The following is a 14,473-nucleotide window of genomic DNA, read 5'->3' as shown; positions in this document are numbered from 1 at the left end:
GATTTCGGGCACAATTGAGATGCTGAGCATGGGTAACGTCCTTGCGGCGGAGGCACCGCAGACAGGTCTTTTTCAGGTACGGTGGTCTTGTTACTGGAGTGACAAGAGTGAAGAGTGGGCGACATGGATGTGTGGGGATCCCGCCGCTTTCGCGTCCGCGGCGCTATGGCACTCGCGGGGGTGGCGGCGCTTGCGATCGCGATGGGATCGTGCGGGATACACGAGAGCAAGAATGAGGCCGAGGCTGTCGTCGAGCGCTTCACCGAACTGCTTGACAAACAGGACTACACGAAGGCGTCCGAGCTGACGTCGTACCCTTCTGCGGCTTCAGCAACGCTGAAGCAAATGTTCGCGGGTCTGCAGCCGGGCAAGGTCGACTACCGCAAGACCCAGTTCATCGGCCTCGATTCCGACGCGGCGATCTTCAGCATGGACGCCGACTGGACCTTCGGTGACCGGAAGAACTGGAACTACAGCCTCCAAGGCAACGTGCGCAAGCTCGCCATCGGCTGGCGGATCTCCTGGGATCCGGCCATCGTCATGCCGCAGCTCGACCACAACCGCACCGTCCGCCTGGTGCGGACCCAGCCGTCGCCCGCCCCACGGGTCAACGACATCGCGGGCCAGCCGTTGATGACCGAGCAGACCATCAACGTGATCAAGCTCGACCCCTCGAAAATGCCGGACCCCGTCGGCTCGACCAACGCGCTGGCCAAGGCCATCGAGCCGGTCGCGCCGCTGATCACCGGACCGTCGCTGATGCAGCAGGTCGCCACCTCGCAGGGCAAGCCGGTCATCGCGGTGAACCTGCGCCAATCCGACTTCGAGCTGCTGGAAAAGGACATGGCGCCGATCCAAGGCGTGGTTATGGAGAAACAGCCCCGGCTGATCTCCGCCGACCGCAGGGTCTGGTCGCCCATGCTGGACGCGCTGCGCAAGGTGCAGCAGGAAAGCCAGGACCAGCACGCGGGCTGGGGTGTGCAGCTGTTCGAGCAGGACGGGCGGTTCGTCAGCCAGCTCGCGGGCGAGCAGGGTCCACCGGGCCCCGACATCGCGGGCACCATGGATCAACGCCTGCAGCGCGCCGCCGAGGACGCGGTCGTCAGCTCGGCGACGCCGTCCTCGATCGTGGCGATTCAGCCGTCCAGCGGCGCGGTCGTCGCGGTCGCACAGAACAGCCAGGCCAGTGAGCACGGACCGGTCGCGTTCACCGGGCTCTATCCGGTCGGCGGCAATATCGAGCTGTTCCGCGCGATCGCGGCCGTCAACAAGAACAAGGCGCCGCACGACGTTTCGGTGCAGGAGGCGGCCGAGGCCGCGACCGCGCTCGGCGTCGGCATCGACTTCAAGGTTCCCGGACTGGACGAGGTGACCGGGCGGCTTGCCGTGGCAGGTCGCGGCGCCGAACAGGTCCGGCAGGGCGGCGGGTCGGATGCGGTGCTGGCCAGCCCCTTCGGGATGGCGATCGCCGCCGCCGCGATCGCGCGCGGTGAGGTGCCGCCGCCACTGATCGAGGTCGCACGGCCGAGCACAACGGACGCGCAGCTTGCCCCGCTCTCGCCCGCGATCAGCGATCGGCTGCACGGCATGCTGCGCGACGCGACCAACGCTCCGGAATTCGCGAGCCTGCGGATGTACCGCGACGTCACCGGGTTCAGCGCGACCGCAGGCCGGGACGGCTGGCTGATCGCGATCATGGGTGACCTCGCCTTCGCCGTCCACATCAACGACGTGGACAGCGGCGACGCCACCGCGCGGATGGCGGCGCGGATGCTGCAGTCGCTGGCGACGCCGGAGCCGACCGGCCAGCCGTAGTCAGTGCCCTAGTTCAACGCCTTGATCGCCGCACGCCAGCCGAGCAGGAACAGCGCGAGGACGGCGCCGGCGACCAGGATGAAACTGGCTGCCGTGCCCTGACCGCTGACGACGCGTAACAGCATGCCGCCGCAGAGCGTGCCGAGCCAAACCAGAATTCCGGTGGGCCACAAGGCGGTTCCGTCGAACCGCGCGTCCCGCCCCGCATCGCCGAACACCCTGCTCGCCGCGGCCACCGCGACCAGCCAGCCGATCGCGAGGCCGATCGCGAACGGCCATAGCGTGTGCAGTAGTCCGGCGACCACCGATTCGTCGTGGCTGCGCCTGCCGATCGCACAGAACAGGATCACCAGCAGCGCATCGACAACCAACGGCACCAGTTTCTTCACGCGGCCAGAGTAATGGGCGCAGTACCAAGACATGTGAAGCGCGACCGTTCGTCCACAACTCGACCACCACGCGCGAGGCTATCGAGCGCGAACCACGCCGCGGCCACGCGGCCTAAAACCTGCGCTGGGAGAATTCCTTCTCGAACTCGGCGTCGTCGGCTTGCGGTGTGCGGAACAGGAACAGGAAGACGATCCAGCCGACGATCGCCACCAGGATGAAGCTCACCAGCCGGTAGACGAACGCCGCGGCGACCGCCTGCGCGGCGGGCAGCCCGGCGGCCGCGGTGAGGCTGTAGATGAGTGTCGCGTCGACGTAGACGATCCCGCCCGGCGCGAACGGGATCGAGCCGACGGCCTTGCCGATCGCGAAGGCGAGCAGCAGCCCGGCCAGCCGTGGTTCCGCGCCGACGGCGTAGCAGGCCGCACCGAGGCAGGCGACGTCGGCGAACCGATGCACCAGCGCCCACACCGCGACCCAGGCGCCGTCGCGCTTGCCGAGATCCACCGACTCGAGCTGTGCGAGCACGTCACCGATCTTGTTGGCGCCCTGGTCGGCCGGGCGCTTGCGCAGCCGGTTGACCAGGCCGAGCGCCTTGCGCAGCAGTGCCTCTAGCGAGCCGGGGTTGCGCGAGACGTAGTTGCCTGCCCACACCAGGGCGATCACCCCGACCACCGACAGGATCAGCTTGAACGGCCCGACGCTCCCGCCGGACAGCAGCGTGCCGCTGACGCCGAGCAGCGCAAGCCCGGCCGCGGCGACCACGCCGGAGAACACTAGCTGCCAGGAGGCGACGATCGGGCTCGCGCCGAAGCGCCTGGTCTGCCGATAGGTGAAGGCGGTGGAAAACACCTGGCCCGCAGGCAAACTGACGGACATGGCGGTGGCGCCGTAGACCACGGCGACGGATTTGCGCTGACTCACCTCGACGCCGCCCGCGTGCAGCAGTTGTTTCTGCACCCGCCCGAATCCGCTCATCGACAATGCCTGCAGCCAAATGCAGGCGGCGACCCACCCCCAATGAATGTCGCTGAGTTTGCGCCACGATTCGTGTAGTCGTGGCCAGAGATAGATCCCCTCACCGATCAGCAATGCCAGCAGGGCGGCGCCTAGCAGCCATTTCACCCACCAGAATTTGCCACGGCGGGGTTCGGCCGTGGGCGGCGGCGGTTCCCCTGCCAGTTCCCCGTTGGCCGTCACCCGGTCAGCCTAACGAACGCACCGTTTCGGCGTCTGGAACGTCGAGCGCGTCGACGTGGTCTCGCGGCCAGGCCAGCAGAGTTTTTCGGCGCCGTCCGCGCAGCTGTACCTCGTCGCCGGTTTCCCACTTGTCTTGCTCGCTTTCCTCGGCGAAATACAGCGCGCTTCCCGAGGCCAAGGTACGGCCGGGTTGGTCTTTGGCGAGCTCGGTCAGCCTGGATGCCTCATTGACCGGATCCCCGATCACCGTGTATTCGAAACGATTTGCCGCACCGATATTTCCGGCGACGGCAAGTCCTGCCGAGACGCCGATACCGATATCGAGGCCGGGCACTTCTCTGAGCACCTCGCGCAGTTCGCGGGCGGCGGCCAGCGCGGCGGTCGGCGCGTCGGGGCGGTCGAGCGGTGCGCCGAAGATGGCCAGCGCGGCGTCGCCGACGAACTTGTTGACGAAGCCGTTGTGCCGGTCGATGACGTCGACGACGATCCGGAAGAACTCGTTGAGCAGGCTCACCACCTCGGTGGGCGGGCGCTCGGCGGCCGTCGCGGTGGAACCGACCATGTCGACGAACAGCACCGCGACGAACCGGGTTTCGCCGCCGAGCTCGGTGCCGTAGTCGAGGGCGCGCTGCGCGACTTCCTCGCCGACGTGCTGACCGAACAGCTCCTGCAGCTGGCGCCGCTTGGCGGCCTCTTCCATCATCCGGTTGAAGCCGACCTGCAGCAGGCCGATCTCGCTGCCGTCGAACACCTCGACCTGGACGTCGCGCGCGCCCTCCTGCACCCGGTCGATGGCCTGGCTGAGCTGGCGCACCGGGTCGGAGATGCTGGATCCGGTCAACATGGACAGCGCCAGCGCCTGCAGGATCACCACGCCGCAGAGCAGCAGGATCGAGATGGCCAGCGACTGGGCGGAGAACTTCACTTCCGACGAGATCTGGGTGATGCAGAGCAGCACGATGGCGATGGTGGGGGCGAAAGTGCCCATGCCCCAGGTCATCGCCATCCGCGTGCCGACGCCGGGCGTCAGGGTGTGATCGAAGGTGCCCGCGGTCAGCGCCTCGGCGGCGACCGGGCGCAGGATGCGCTCGCCGAGCATGTAGGTGAAGCCGAACACAATGGTCGCGGCCATGCATTCGGTGACGATCACCGCGCCGGCCAGCTTGGGTTCGTCGGAGATGATCAGGGCCGCGAGGATGGCGCCGCCGATCATCCACAGCGCCAGATGCAGGATCGCCTGGCGCAGCGGCGCATGCAGCGCGGCCATCTGTTCCTGGCGGCTCGGCGGCCCGCCGCGCATCTGCCAGCGCATCACCGGGCGCAGCATCAAGGCCGACGCGCCGACGCTGAGCAGGCCGCCGGTCACGAAGACCAGCGCGGGGATCACCAGGCCGGTGCCCCTGGCGCCGTGTTCGGCGCCTTCGGGGACAGGCAGCCCGTACTGGATGAACGCCCACACCAGCACCGCGCCGAAGGCATTGGCCAACAGCATCGAGGCCAGGTACAGCGGCCAGCGCGTTCGCATGGTCTGTTTGACCGCTTCCAAGGGCGCTGACACAACCAACAATCTAGCGTTTCGGTCATGTGAGCATGTTCTCGGCGCAGCTGAGCCGGTTAGGCTCAGCCAGGTGACGGACCCTAAGCCAAGCTCATCGCGGAAAGCCTCCCTGACGCGGCCCGCCGCGGACTCGGTGCACCCGATCGTCCGAGTGTCGGCGGAATGGGGCTGGCGGCTGCTCATCCTGTTCGCGGTGACGCTCGCGCTCGCCGCGATCGTGCAGAAGCTCGCGACCGTGATCATTCCGATGGCCATCGCGTTGCTCGCGGCCGCGTTGCTCGCGCCGCTGGTGGACTGGCTGCAGCGACTAGGGGTGCCGCGCTCGGTGGGGGTGTTCGTCGCGCTGATCGGCTCGCTCGGGCTGGTCGCGGGGGTGATGACCTTTGTGGTCGAGCAGTTCGTCGCCGGCGTGCCGCAGCTGTCGAACGAGTTCACCAACAGCATTCACAAGATTCAGGATTGGCTGATCACCGGCCCGCCGCACCTGAGCAACGAGCAGATCGGCAATGTGGGCGACCAGATCGTCAAGACGATCCAGTCCAATCAGGACCGGCTCACCAGCGGCGCGCTGACCACAGCGACGGTGATCTTCGAGCTGTTGACCGGCATCTTCCTGACCTTGTTCATCCTCATCTTCTTCCTCTACGGCGGCTACCAGATCTGGCACTTCGTCACCAGGATCGTGCCGACCCCGCAGCGCGAACGGGTGCGCACGGCCGGACAGCTCGGCTTCGGGACGCTGGTCGGGTTCGTGCGAGCGACCGTGGTCGTCGCGGCGGTGGACGCCATCGGCATCGGCGCCGGGCTCGGCATTCTCGGTGTCCCGCTGGCACTTCCGCTGGCGTCGCTGGTGTTCCTCGGCGCGTTCATCCCGATCATCGGCGCTTTCGTCGCCGGGTTCGTCGCGGTGTTCATCGCGCTGGTGACCAAGGGCCTGATCACCTCGCTGATCGTGCTCGGCATCATCATCGCGGTCATGCAGCTGGAAGGGCATGTGCTGCAACCGTTGCTGCTCGGTCGGGCGGTGAGCATCCATCCGCTCGCGGTGGTGCTGGCGATCACGGCGGGCGTCGTGCTCGGCGGGATCGCGGGCGGTCTGCTCGCGGTGCCGTTCGTCGCGGTGATGAACACAGCCATTCGATCACTGCTCGCGGAAAGCCCGGAGGAGTTGTTCGAGGAACTACAGACCGGCGAGAGCGAGGTCGAGCCGGACGAACCCGATCCTGGCCGCTTCGATGTGCCGACGACGCTGGCGAAGGCCGCGGCCGAGACACCGGAGGGGCGGGCGGGCGAGGCCGGATCCGATGACGGCGTCCTGAAGGACTGAATTCGATGCAGGCACGCAAGGCTGAGCCGCGTCCCTCCGACGTGGCGACCACGCCGCTGTGGCGGGCCGTGCAGGCGTTGCGGCTGGTGACGCTGCTCTACGCGGTCGGACAGCAGTTCGCGTCCGCGCCGTACTACCAGAACCAGCGGTTGAGCTGGGTGTTGATCGCGTTGATGGCGGTGTGGTCCGGTGCGTCGGCAATCATGTTGTCGCAGTGGCGAGTTCCCGACGTGCGGCGGTTGCGGGCCTGGGTGGTATTCGGTGACCACGTCGTTGTCATCGCGTTGATGGCCGCGACCAGGCTGGTCGCCGACTACGACTGGTATCACGGGCATCAGACGCTGCCGACCACGTTGTGGGCCGCGAACGCGGTGATCGGGGCGGCGATCCTGCTCGGGCCGATCGCGGGGGTGTGCTCGGGCGGGCTGATCGCGGCGGTGGCGCTGACCGTGCGGGATCAGTGGGGGCAGGACGTGTGGACCGATGCGACCGTTCCGGTGCTCGTCTCGGTCGGCCTCGCGCTCGGGTTGGCCGCGAGCACCGCGCGGCGAGCACAGGATCAGCTCGAACGCGCGGTGCGCTTGACCGCGGCCGCCGAAGAGCGGGAACGACTTTCCCGTGAGGTGCACGACGGCGTGCTGCAGGTGCTCAGCTACATCAAACGGCGTGGCACCGAGATCGGCGGCCCGACCGAGGAATTGGCGCAGCGAGCCGCCGAACAGGAAGTGGCGCTGCGCGTTCTGCTCTCCGAGCAGGGCGATCGTGGCGATTCCGGCGGGGCCGAGGTCGATCTGCGGCCGTTGCTGACGGTGCATGCGAAGCCGACGGTGTTCGTCTCGACGCCGGGTAGTCCGGTGCTGGTCGGGCGTTGGGCCGGGTCGGAGATCGCCGCCGCGGTGGCGACGGCGCTGTCGAATGTCGAGCTGCATGCCGGGCCCGACGCGAAAGCCTATGTGCTGCTGGAGGACACCGGGGACGAGCTGGTGATCAGCGTGCGCGACGACGGGGTGGGGATACCGGCAGGCCGGCTCGCGGAGGCGGAAGCCGAAGGGCGGCTCGGTGTTTCCCGGTCGATTGTCGGGCGGATCGGCTCGCTCGGCGGCACCGCGGATCTGCTGACCGAGGTCGATGGCGGGGTCGGTTTCGGCACCGAATGGGAATTCCGGGTACCACGACCATGACGGGTACGAGGCGAGGACACCCGAAGCAGAGCAAGGAGGTGCGCTGTGGCCGATGATGCTGTGGCTCAATCCATTTCCGTGATGGTGGTGGACGATCACCCGATGTGGCGGGACGGAGTCTCCCGCGATCTCGCGGAGGCGGGCTTCGAGGTGGTCGCCACCGCCGACGGGGTCGGCGCAGCGGGCAGGCGGGCGGCCGCGGTGCGGCCTGCGGTGGTGCTGATGGACATGCAGCTGCCCGACGGCAACGGCGCGCAGGCCACCGCCGAGGTACTGCGGGTTTCCCCGGAGAGCCGGGTGCTCGTGCTGTCCGCATCGGCGGAGCGTGAGGACGTGCTCGACGCGATCAAGGCCGGTGCCTCGGGTTACCTGGTGAAAAGTGCGTCGGTGCTCGAGCTCATCGAGGCGGTGCGAGCGACCGCCGCCGGGCAGCCGGTGTTCACGCCGGGGCTGGCCGGGCTGGTGCTCGGCGAGTACCGGCGGATGGCGACGGCGCCCGTCGCGCCCGACGAGCCGCACCGGCCCGCGCTCACCGACCGGGAGACCGAGGTGCTGCGGATGGTGGCGAAAGGGTTGTCCGCCAAGCAGATCGCGTCGCGGCTCGGGCTGAGCCATCGGACCGTGGAGAACCACGTGCAGGCGACGTTGCGCAAGCTGCAGCTCGCCAACCGGGTCGAGCTCACCCGGTGGGCGATCGAGCAAGGCCTCGAGTAAAGGGCCGCGGACAGTGCCCACCTCGAGGCGTAGTGGGGAATCGGGGATCGCCCTGATACCCGCGCGGCCACCGGATCGGTAATCTCGAAACCATGGGCGGACCCGAATCGGCTTCCAATGGTGTCGGCTCCGGCGACGCGGTAGGCGAGCGAGACCTACGCGTGTCCGATGTCGAGCGCGAACATGTCGGCCAGCTGCTGCAGCGGGCCGTCGGCCTCGGCATGCTCTCCCTCGGTGAGTTCACCGAGCGGATGGACACCGCGCTGGCCGCGAAGACCCGCGGCGAGTTGAACTCCGTGCTGATCGATCTGCCCGGCGTGCGGTTGGTCGGGCAGCCCGCGGCGCCGCCGACAACCTTCGTGAACACCGCGCCGTCGATGGTGAAGCACCCACGCCCGGTGCCGCCGATCGCCGCGGCCAACACCGCGGGTGGGGTGATCCGCGCGCGGATGTCGGGGGTGAACCGGCGCGGCCCATGGCAGGTCGCGCCGTCGCTGCAGCTCAACAATTGGCTCTCGGGCGTGACCCTGGATTTCACCGAGGCCATCATGTCGACGCAGGTGGTCGAGGTGATCGTCGACGACTACTGCAGTTCGCTCACCTTGATCGTGCCGAAGGAGGCGACCGTCGATCTCAACGAGGTCGATCTGATCGGCTCCAGCATCAACAACAAGGTCCGCACCGGCCCTCCGATCGGTCCACTGCACCTGGTCGTCCGCGGCCGTGTCCGCTTCGGCTCGATCACCGCCAAGCACACCTTCCTGTCGCACTGGCGCCGGATGATGGGCTAGCGCGTTCCTACGGAATTCGTGACCTAGGTGTTGACGCCGAGGCGACGGGCGAACGCGCGCAAGGGGACTCGACGATCGTGGTCGAGGAGCTCGGAGACTATGTGGCGGGGCAGGGACTGATACTTGAGCCAGTCTGGGCCGCCGACGCGTTCGGCGGTCAGCAAGGTGTCGAGTGCACGCTGGTGCTGGCCGGTGCGGGTCAGCGCGACAGCGGTGTCGGTGAGGTGGCGGGCTCGCGACGACTGCGGGAGGCCGCTGTTGGCAGGCATGTCCTTCGCGGCCGCCAACGCCTCGGGGTAGCGCTCCGAGGACACGTTCACGTCGACCGTCTGCATGACGACTTGGGAAGGGCCGAAATAGGTTTCGTAATCGCGCCGGTCGATGCCGATGCGCAGCGCGACCTCGCTCGCGGCATCGACAAGTGCCAGCGCGTCCGGCACCCGCTGGGCTCGGCCCGCGGCCGTCGCGCCCTGCAGCACCAGCGATCCGTAGGCAGACAGCTGCGCCTGGCTGACCTCGCCTGCGGGTTCAAGATCCGCCGCAGCGCGCAACGCCACCCCGCGCGATTCCTCGTAGCGGCCCTGCACCAGCAACTGCCAGGCGACCGAGCCGCGGATGGTGCCGAGCAGCAGCGGGTCGTTGCCCGCCTGCGCCGCCGCCAGCGCCTGGCGGATCGCGAGGAAGGCCGGATCGGTCTGCCCGAGATGCACCAGGGTGCAGCCGGTGACCCAATACATCCTGGCGAGTAGCTCGTTCGCGGGCGCGACCGAACCGTTGCGGGCGGCGTGCACGGTGGCGCGCAGCTGGGTGATGCCGAGCGGCAGGATCGAGGTGAGCAGTTCGTAGCGGCCGACCCAGTAGGCGCCCCACGCGTAGTCGACCGCGCGGCGGCCGTCGTCGAGGGTGACCGCCGCGTCCTCGTTGGTCTCGCCGAGCAGATCGTCGACCGGGGTGAGTGCGCGTCGGATGGCGACGATGCCGGAATCCGGGTCGGTGGACGGGACGCCCGCGCGTTTACCGACGAGATCGGCGATGTCCACATCCAGTGCGCGGGCCAGCTTCTGCAGGCTGGCGATCGAGGCGGTCTGGCGGCCGCCCTGCTCGAGTTTGCGCACTAAATCGACGCTGACCCCGGCCTGATCTGCGAGTTGCCGCTGGGTGAGCGTCTTGCCGCGGAACATTCGGATGCGAACGCCGATCGACGAATCGTCCATGGACCCAATTCCTTTGTTAAATCTGGGTTTCAGGGTACGACGCTAAGTCATCGCACTCGCGCAAAGTGGGACATTACGTACGACTCGTTGACTGCTGGATGGAATACCGTTGCCTTTCTGCAACTTTCATAACAAAGGGCGGCGGCAAATGAACATCGTGCCGAACACCACCGCGCAGGCCGGGGGCGCTGATCGCGTGCCTGGCCCCGAGCGCTGTCCCACATCCCTCGAAATCGCAGCTTTTCTCCGTCATCGCTACGGTCTTCCGGTCCAGCTGATCGCAGGCAGGCCGATGGTCACCACCGGCTCCGTCCTCGGCGCCATCGTGATGCCGCCCGAACTAGGGCGCAAAGTTCTCGCCACGCTGGACCGCACGCACCCCGCACCGGTGATCGTCGAACCGGAGGAGTCCAGCTGGACTTTCCTGGTCACCCCGCCGATTCCGGCCCGCCCCGTCGAGTTGGCGGTACGGCGCTGTCTCGCCGGACACCAGGTCACCGTCGTCCCCGGCGGCCACCACATCATGCTGCCGACCACCGACGCCACTCCCGGCTGGCAGTGGGCGGGGGAACCCGCACCCGGTGCGTTACGGATGCCGCCGCGCGCAGCCGTGATCACCGCGGTGCATCAGGTGACCACCCAGCAGGCCGTCACCCGCTGAAGATCGCCCGCTGAACATCGGCCGCACCCGAACTGTTCGGGTGCGGCCCTGGCTGCCTGGAATCAGGTAGAACTTGCTTGCCTACCAGGGGTTACTACTCATGTTTCTCCGGTGCCGGAGATTCAGCATGGGGTTATGACCACGTCTATCGATCCGGCGCTGATTTCGCGCCTCTCGGGGGAATTCACTGCGTTGGGGACGCAGATGGGTGTGCTCGGGCGCGACCTGGAATTGTTGCGCGCCCAGGTCGTCGGGGGATCAGCTGCGGCACAGGAGGTTTCGTCGGAAACCGGTGCCGCGCCCGTCGCCACCGGATCGCCGGAGGGGCCGCGGGTCTCCTCGTCGCAGACTCCGCAGCCTGCTCCCGCTCCTCCGTTGCCGGGTGCAGTGAATCCGCAGGGAGGTTCTTCGGTGCCGCCCCAGGGTGCGCCGATCCCGCAGGCTCCGGCTCCGGCTCAGTGGCCGACACCCGTTGCGGCTCCCGTCGGCTCGGTACCGCCTGCACCGCATTACGTGCCCAGGTATGCCCCGGCCGGAGCTGCTGGGTGGGGTGCGCCTGGGGTTCCGATGCCACCGGGCGCGCAGCCGCCGATGCCGCCGCGCGGGATGGCGCCGATGGCGCCCGGAATGCGCCCGCCCGTTCCGCCGCGAGGCAAACCGCCTGTCCCGCATGCACCTTGGTGGCAGCGCGACGGAGTGATCAGCCGGGTGCTTGCGATCGCGGGTGTGGCCGTCACGCTGATCGGCGTGGTCATGCTGCTTGTGCTCGCCGCACAGGCTGGCTTCTTCGGGCCGGTGCCCCGGGTCGTCGCGGGTGCGCTGTTCTCGGCGGGCCTGGTGGCCGCGGGCATTCGGGTGTTCGGCAGGACCGGTGGCCGCGTCGGCGGTATCGCGTTGGCGGCCACCGGCATCGCGGGCGCCTACCTGGATGTTGTTGCGGTGACCGCGATCTACCACTGGCTGCACCCGGTGCTCGGGTTCGCGGCCGGGCTCGGCGTCGCGGCCGGTGGTGTCTCGTTGGCGGTGCAGTGGCGTTCGCAGCCGTTGGCCGTGCTCGTCGTCGTCGGCGCGGCGGTGCTTTCGCCGGTGCTGACCACGGAACTGGTGCTGCTCGCGTTCCTGATTGTGCTGCAGTTGGCGTGCACGCCAGTCCAATTGGTGCGTGACTGGCCGTTCCTGCACGTGGTGCGGACACTGCCCGCGGTGCTGGCCACCTTCCTCTTCGTCGCCGGCGCCATCTTCGATATCTCGTCCGGCAGTGCGCGCGCCTCGCTGCTCGGCGCCGCCGCGGCGGTGGCAGCGGTCGGCCTGGTCGGTACGGTCCTCATCGTCCGCCACCGACCCGCCGACGTGACCGCTTCGCTGATGCTCGCGGTGGCCACGGTGCCGATGTTGGCCGCCCCGGGGATGTTCGACCACGACCGGGCTGTCGCGTCGCTGATCGCCGGTGTCTTCGCGGCGGTGCTGCTCGGTGTGGCAGCGACCGCGCTGATCCCCAAAATTGCCGCGGTAGTGAAGATTCCGGGACACACCGCGATTGTCACCGCCGTCGCAGGCTCGATCGCCCTGCTCGAAGTCTGTGTCGCCGTGACCGATCCGCGCTCCCTGCCGATCGCATGGTTCCTCGTCGCACTCGCGTATCTCGGCGTCGCCGGACAACGACGCTCCGGTTTCTCCGCAGGCATCGGTGCGGCCTTCGCGGTGCTCGGCGCCTTTGCTTTCCTGAACGTCGCCAGCCCGGAAGTCCTGGCTTCCCAGCACTATTCGGAGGACAACCTGGGCGTCGCGACGGTACTCGGCGCGACGCTGGCGCTCGCGGTGGTCGCCGTCGCCATCTGGTGCGCCCGCCGTCTGCCCGCCATGCACGCCACCGCTGAACTGCAGTGGATCGCCGCCAGCCTGGCCGGCCTGTACGCCGTGACCGCCGCGACGGTCGCGATCGGGGTCGCCACCGGCGCCGCCGACGGCTTCCTGATCGGCCACAGCGCCGCCACCATCCTGTGGATGGTCGCAGCCACCGCATCCCTGTTCTACGGCCTGCGCAATCTCGCCAAGCCGACCAACGTTCCCAAACTCGCCCTCGCCTCGGGCCTGTTGGTCACCGCGGCGGCCTTGGCCAAACTGTTCCTCTTCGACCTGGCCACCCTCGACGGTCTCGTCCGAGTAGCCGCCTTCCTCGCCGTCGGCGTCCTCCTCCTCGTCGTAGGCACCCGCTACGCCCGCGCCTTCGCCGAAGCGGGCGCCAAATCCTCCCCCAACCCGCCGGCCTGAAATTGGTACAACAAGTCGTACGACTTAGCTGTACGCTATGTCGTACGACAACCAGGAGGACCGCATGCAGGCACTGCCGATCTCGAACGTCCGCCAAGACCTATTCGGCCTGGTGAAGAAGGTCAACGACAACCATGACCCGGTCACGGTCGTGACCAAGACCGGCGACAATGCGGTCCTGGTGGCCGAGTCGGATTGGAGCGCCATCATGGAAACGCTCTACGTCCTCCAGACGCACGGCGGCGCACAGCTGCTGGCCTCGGTCCAGGACGCGCGCGTTGGCCGCACCGAAGCCCGCGCCCTCCTCGACCCGGACGCCGACGGCGCCGACGAGGAGACCGCTTCCCGGCGGCGGCACGATGTGACCTGGCTGGACTACGACCTGCCCTCCGGCAGAAAAACGAAGCACTACGTGGTCGCCCCGGCCGAGATGCTCGCGGCGATCGCCGAGAAGGTCTACGGCGACGACGCAACCGACACCCGCCCGGACAACCGCTTCCAGCGTTTCGCAGCGGAGCTGCAGGCCAAGGGAATCGACGCATCCGACGTCGAAAAGTTCGTCGCCCTCTGGAAGTCGATCGCGCGCGACGACACCGCGGCCACCTGGTTCGACACCCGCCGAACGACAGCGTGACGCCATGACCGACCGAAAGCTGACCTTCACCGACCATGGGTGGCGTAGTTACTCAGCGTGGTTGTCCCGGGATCGCGCGGTGCTGAAGGCTGCCAACAGACTGATCAAAGCTGTACTTGCTGAGCCGTTTACGGGGATAGGTAAACCGGAGCCGCTTCGCCACCACCTCACGGGGCATTGGTCGCGCCGGATTACGCATGAACATCGGTTGATTTATTACGTGACCGATACTGAGATCGCGATAGTTCAGGTAGGAACCCATTACGAGGACTAGGCGACTCAAGGCTTTTGATATTGAAGCTCTCGAAACGAGAGCACAGCCAAGTAACCCGGCTGGGGCAAGAGAATGCGTGATCGACTGCGGAGGTCAGCCGGGTACGGCAGGCGACGCAACCACGCTACTCCAGTGCAAACCCTTGGCTGCCGCATTCGTCAGGAGACCGTATACCCGAAGGAGCTCTGCCTTCGCCAAGCCCAAAGCGGCACGGACACAGCCCAACCCGACCCGTGGGGCGCGGCCTCGGACGGGCGCGGCCTTGGGGCGGGCGCGGCTTTGGACGCGCGCGGCTTTGGGCTGGTGCGGGTTTCGTAGAGCGTGTTGCGTTTGGGGTGGTGGTTTATCCGCGGGTTGAACGGTCTCCTGGCGAGTGGGACGGTCCCGGGGTTTGCACTGGATAGCGTGGTGGCGTCGTGTGCCGTACCCGGCTGACCTTCCGCTGT

13 protein-coding genes are annotated in these 14,473 nt (G+C 67.8%); 9 read left to right on the top strand and 4 right to left on the bottom strand.

Annotated features, from left to right (window positions below; all coding sequences use genetic code 11):
• The first annotated feature begins 123 nt into the window (after positions 1-123).
• Positions 124-1,815, top strand: coding sequence for an NTF2-like N-terminal transpeptidase domain-containing protein (locus ACGFNJ_RS03220; RefSeq protein ID WP_393442813.1), 1,692 nt, complete (start codon positions 124-126; stop codon positions 1,813-1,815).
• An 8-nt stretch (positions 1,816-1,823) separates the two neighbouring features.
• Here ACGFNJ_RS03220 and ACGFNJ_RS03215 read toward each other — a convergent pair whose 3' ends face one another.
• From ACGFNJ_RS03215 to ACGFNJ_RS03205, 3 genes are all read right to left on the bottom strand, one after another.
• Complete coding sequence (locus ACGFNJ_RS03215) at positions 1,824-2,204, bottom strand: DUF3054 domain-containing protein (protein ID WP_393442811.1); 381 nt, start codon at positions 2,202-2,204, stop codon at positions 1,824-1,826.
• Between the two features lie 112 nt (positions 2,205-2,316).
• Positions 2,317-3,402, bottom strand: coding sequence for a YbhN family protein (locus ACGFNJ_RS03210; protein WP_393442809.1), 1,086 nt, complete (start codon positions 3,400-3,402; stop codon positions 2,317-2,319).
• 4 nt (positions 3,403-3,406) lie between these two features.
• The gene (locus ACGFNJ_RS03205; protein ID WP_393443734.1) at positions 3,407-4,927 is read right to left on the bottom strand and encodes an adenylate/guanylate cyclase domain-containing protein; all 1,521 of its coding nucleotides are present in this window, start codon (positions 4,925-4,927) and stop codon (positions 3,407-3,409) included.
• Positions 4,928-5,030: 103 nt separating this feature from the next.
• Between ACGFNJ_RS03205 and ACGFNJ_RS03200 the strand changes: the two genes are divergently transcribed.
• The 4 genes from ACGFNJ_RS03200 (at position 5,031) to ACGFNJ_RS03185 (ending at position 8,973) form a co-directional block, all read left to right on the top strand.
• Positions 5,031-6,287 (top strand): AI-2E family transporter, encoded by a 1,257-nt coding sequence (locus tag ACGFNJ_RS03200; RefSeq protein ID WP_393442807.1) that lies wholly within the window; start codon positions 5,031-5,033, stop codon positions 6,285-6,287.
• A gap of 5 nt (positions 6,288-6,292) precedes the next feature.
• Positions 6,293-7,468 (top strand): MacS family sensor histidine kinase, encoded by a 1,176-nt coding sequence (gene macS, locus ACGFNJ_RS03195; RefSeq protein WP_393442805.1) that lies wholly within the window; start codon positions 6,293-6,295, stop codon positions 7,466-7,468.
• Between the two features lie 81 nt (positions 7,469-7,549).
• Positions 7,550-8,182 (top strand): response regulator, encoded by a 633-nt coding sequence (locus ACGFNJ_RS03190; RefSeq protein ID WP_393443732.1) that lies wholly within the window; start codon positions 7,550-7,552, stop codon positions 8,180-8,182.
• 92 nt (positions 8,183-8,274) lie between these two features.
• Positions 8,275-8,973 carry a DUF1707 domain-containing protein gene (locus ACGFNJ_RS03185; RefSeq protein WP_393442803.1) on the top strand — a complete coding sequence of 233 codons (699 nt, stop codon included), beginning with the start codon at positions 8,275-8,277 and terminating at the stop codon, positions 8,971-8,973.
• A gap of 23 nt (positions 8,974-8,996) precedes the next feature.
• On the opposite strand, the gene ACGFNJ_RS03180 is transcribed toward ACGFNJ_RS03185, so the two are convergent.
• Complete coding sequence (locus tag ACGFNJ_RS03180; protein ID WP_393442801.1) at positions 8,997-10,187, bottom strand: helix-turn-helix domain-containing protein; 1,191 nt, start codon at positions 10,185-10,187, stop codon at positions 8,997-8,999.
• A 148-nt stretch (positions 10,188-10,335) separates the two neighbouring features.
• Between ACGFNJ_RS03180 and ACGFNJ_RS03175 the strand changes: the two genes are divergently transcribed.
• The 4 genes from ACGFNJ_RS03175 (at position 10,336) to ACGFNJ_RS03160 (ending at position 14,027) form a co-directional block, all read left to right on the top strand.
• Positions 10,336-10,848, top strand: coding sequence for a hypothetical protein (locus ACGFNJ_RS03175; protein ID WP_393442799.1), 513 nt, complete (start codon positions 10,336-10,338; stop codon positions 10,846-10,848).
• A 135-nt stretch (positions 10,849-10,983) separates the two neighbouring features.
• Positions 10,984-13,119: a DUF2339 domain-containing protein gene (locus ACGFNJ_RS03170; protein ID WP_393442797.1), complete on the top strand. Its 2,136-nt coding sequence runs from the start codon at positions 10,984-10,986 to the stop codon at positions 13,117-13,119.
• Between the two features lie 37 nt (positions 13,120-13,156).
• Positions 13,157-13,753 carry a type II toxin-antitoxin system Phd/YefM family antitoxin gene (locus tag ACGFNJ_RS03165; RefSeq protein ID WP_393442795.1) on the top strand — a complete coding sequence of 199 codons (597 nt, stop codon included), beginning with the start codon at positions 13,157-13,159 and terminating at the stop codon, positions 13,751-13,753.
• 4 nt (positions 13,754-13,757) lie between these two features.
• A complete protein-coding gene (locus tag ACGFNJ_RS03160) occupies positions 13,758-14,027 on the top strand; it encodes a Txe/YoeB family addiction module toxin (protein ID WP_393442793.1) in 270 nt (89 codons plus the stop codon).
• Positions 14,028-14,473 lie beyond the last annotated feature (446 nt).

Source organism: Nocardia sp. NPDC049149 (assembly GCF_043197455.1).
Classification (GTDB): Bacteria; Actinomycetota; Actinomycetes; order Mycobacteriales; family Mycobacteriaceae; genus Nocardia.
This window is presented reverse-complemented; position numbering and strand designations above follow the sequence as displayed.

What these genes read in the sequence shown, in the direction of transcription:
- ACGFNJ_RS03220 (WP_393442813.1), top strand. Translation starts at nt 124, where the DNA reads ATGGATGTGTGGGGATCCCGCCGCTTTCGCGTCCGCGGCGCTATGGCA.
- ACGFNJ_RS03205 (WP_393443734.1), bottom strand. Translation starts at nt 4,927, where the DNA reads ATGCGAACGCGCTGGCCGCTGTACCTGGCCTCGATGCTGTTGGCCAAT.
- macS (WP_393442805.1), top strand. Translation starts at nt 6,293, where the DNA reads ATGCAGGCACGCAAGGCTGAGCCGCGTCCCTCCGACGTGGCGACCACG.
- ACGFNJ_RS03190 (WP_393443732.1), top strand. Translation starts at nt 7,550, where the DNA reads ATGGTGGTGGACGATCACCCGATGTGGCGGGACGGAGTCTCCCGCGAT.
- ACGFNJ_RS03185 (WP_393442803.1), top strand. Translation starts at nt 8,275, where the DNA reads ATGGGCGGACCCGAATCGGCTTCCAATGGTGTCGGCTCCGGCGACGCG.
- ACGFNJ_RS03180 (WP_393442801.1), bottom strand. Translation starts at nt 10,187, where the DNA reads ATGGACGATTCGTCGATCGGCGTTCGCATCCGAATGTTCCGCGGCAAG.
- ACGFNJ_RS03175 (WP_393442799.1), top strand. Translation starts at nt 10,336, where the DNA reads ATGAACATCGTGCCGAACACCACCGCGCAGGCCGGGGGCGCTGATCGC.
- ACGFNJ_RS03170 (WP_393442797.1), top strand. Translation starts at nt 10,984, where the DNA reads ATGACCACGTCTATCGATCCGGCGCTGATTTCGCGCCTCTCGGGGGAA.
- ACGFNJ_RS03165 (WP_393442795.1), top strand. Translation starts at nt 13,157, where the DNA reads ATGTCGTACGACAACCAGGAGGACCGCATGCAGGCACTGCCGATCTCG.
- ACGFNJ_RS03160 (WP_393442793.1), top strand. Translation starts at nt 13,758, where the DNA reads ATGACCGACCGAAAGCTGACCTTCACCGACCATGGGTGGCGTAGTTAC.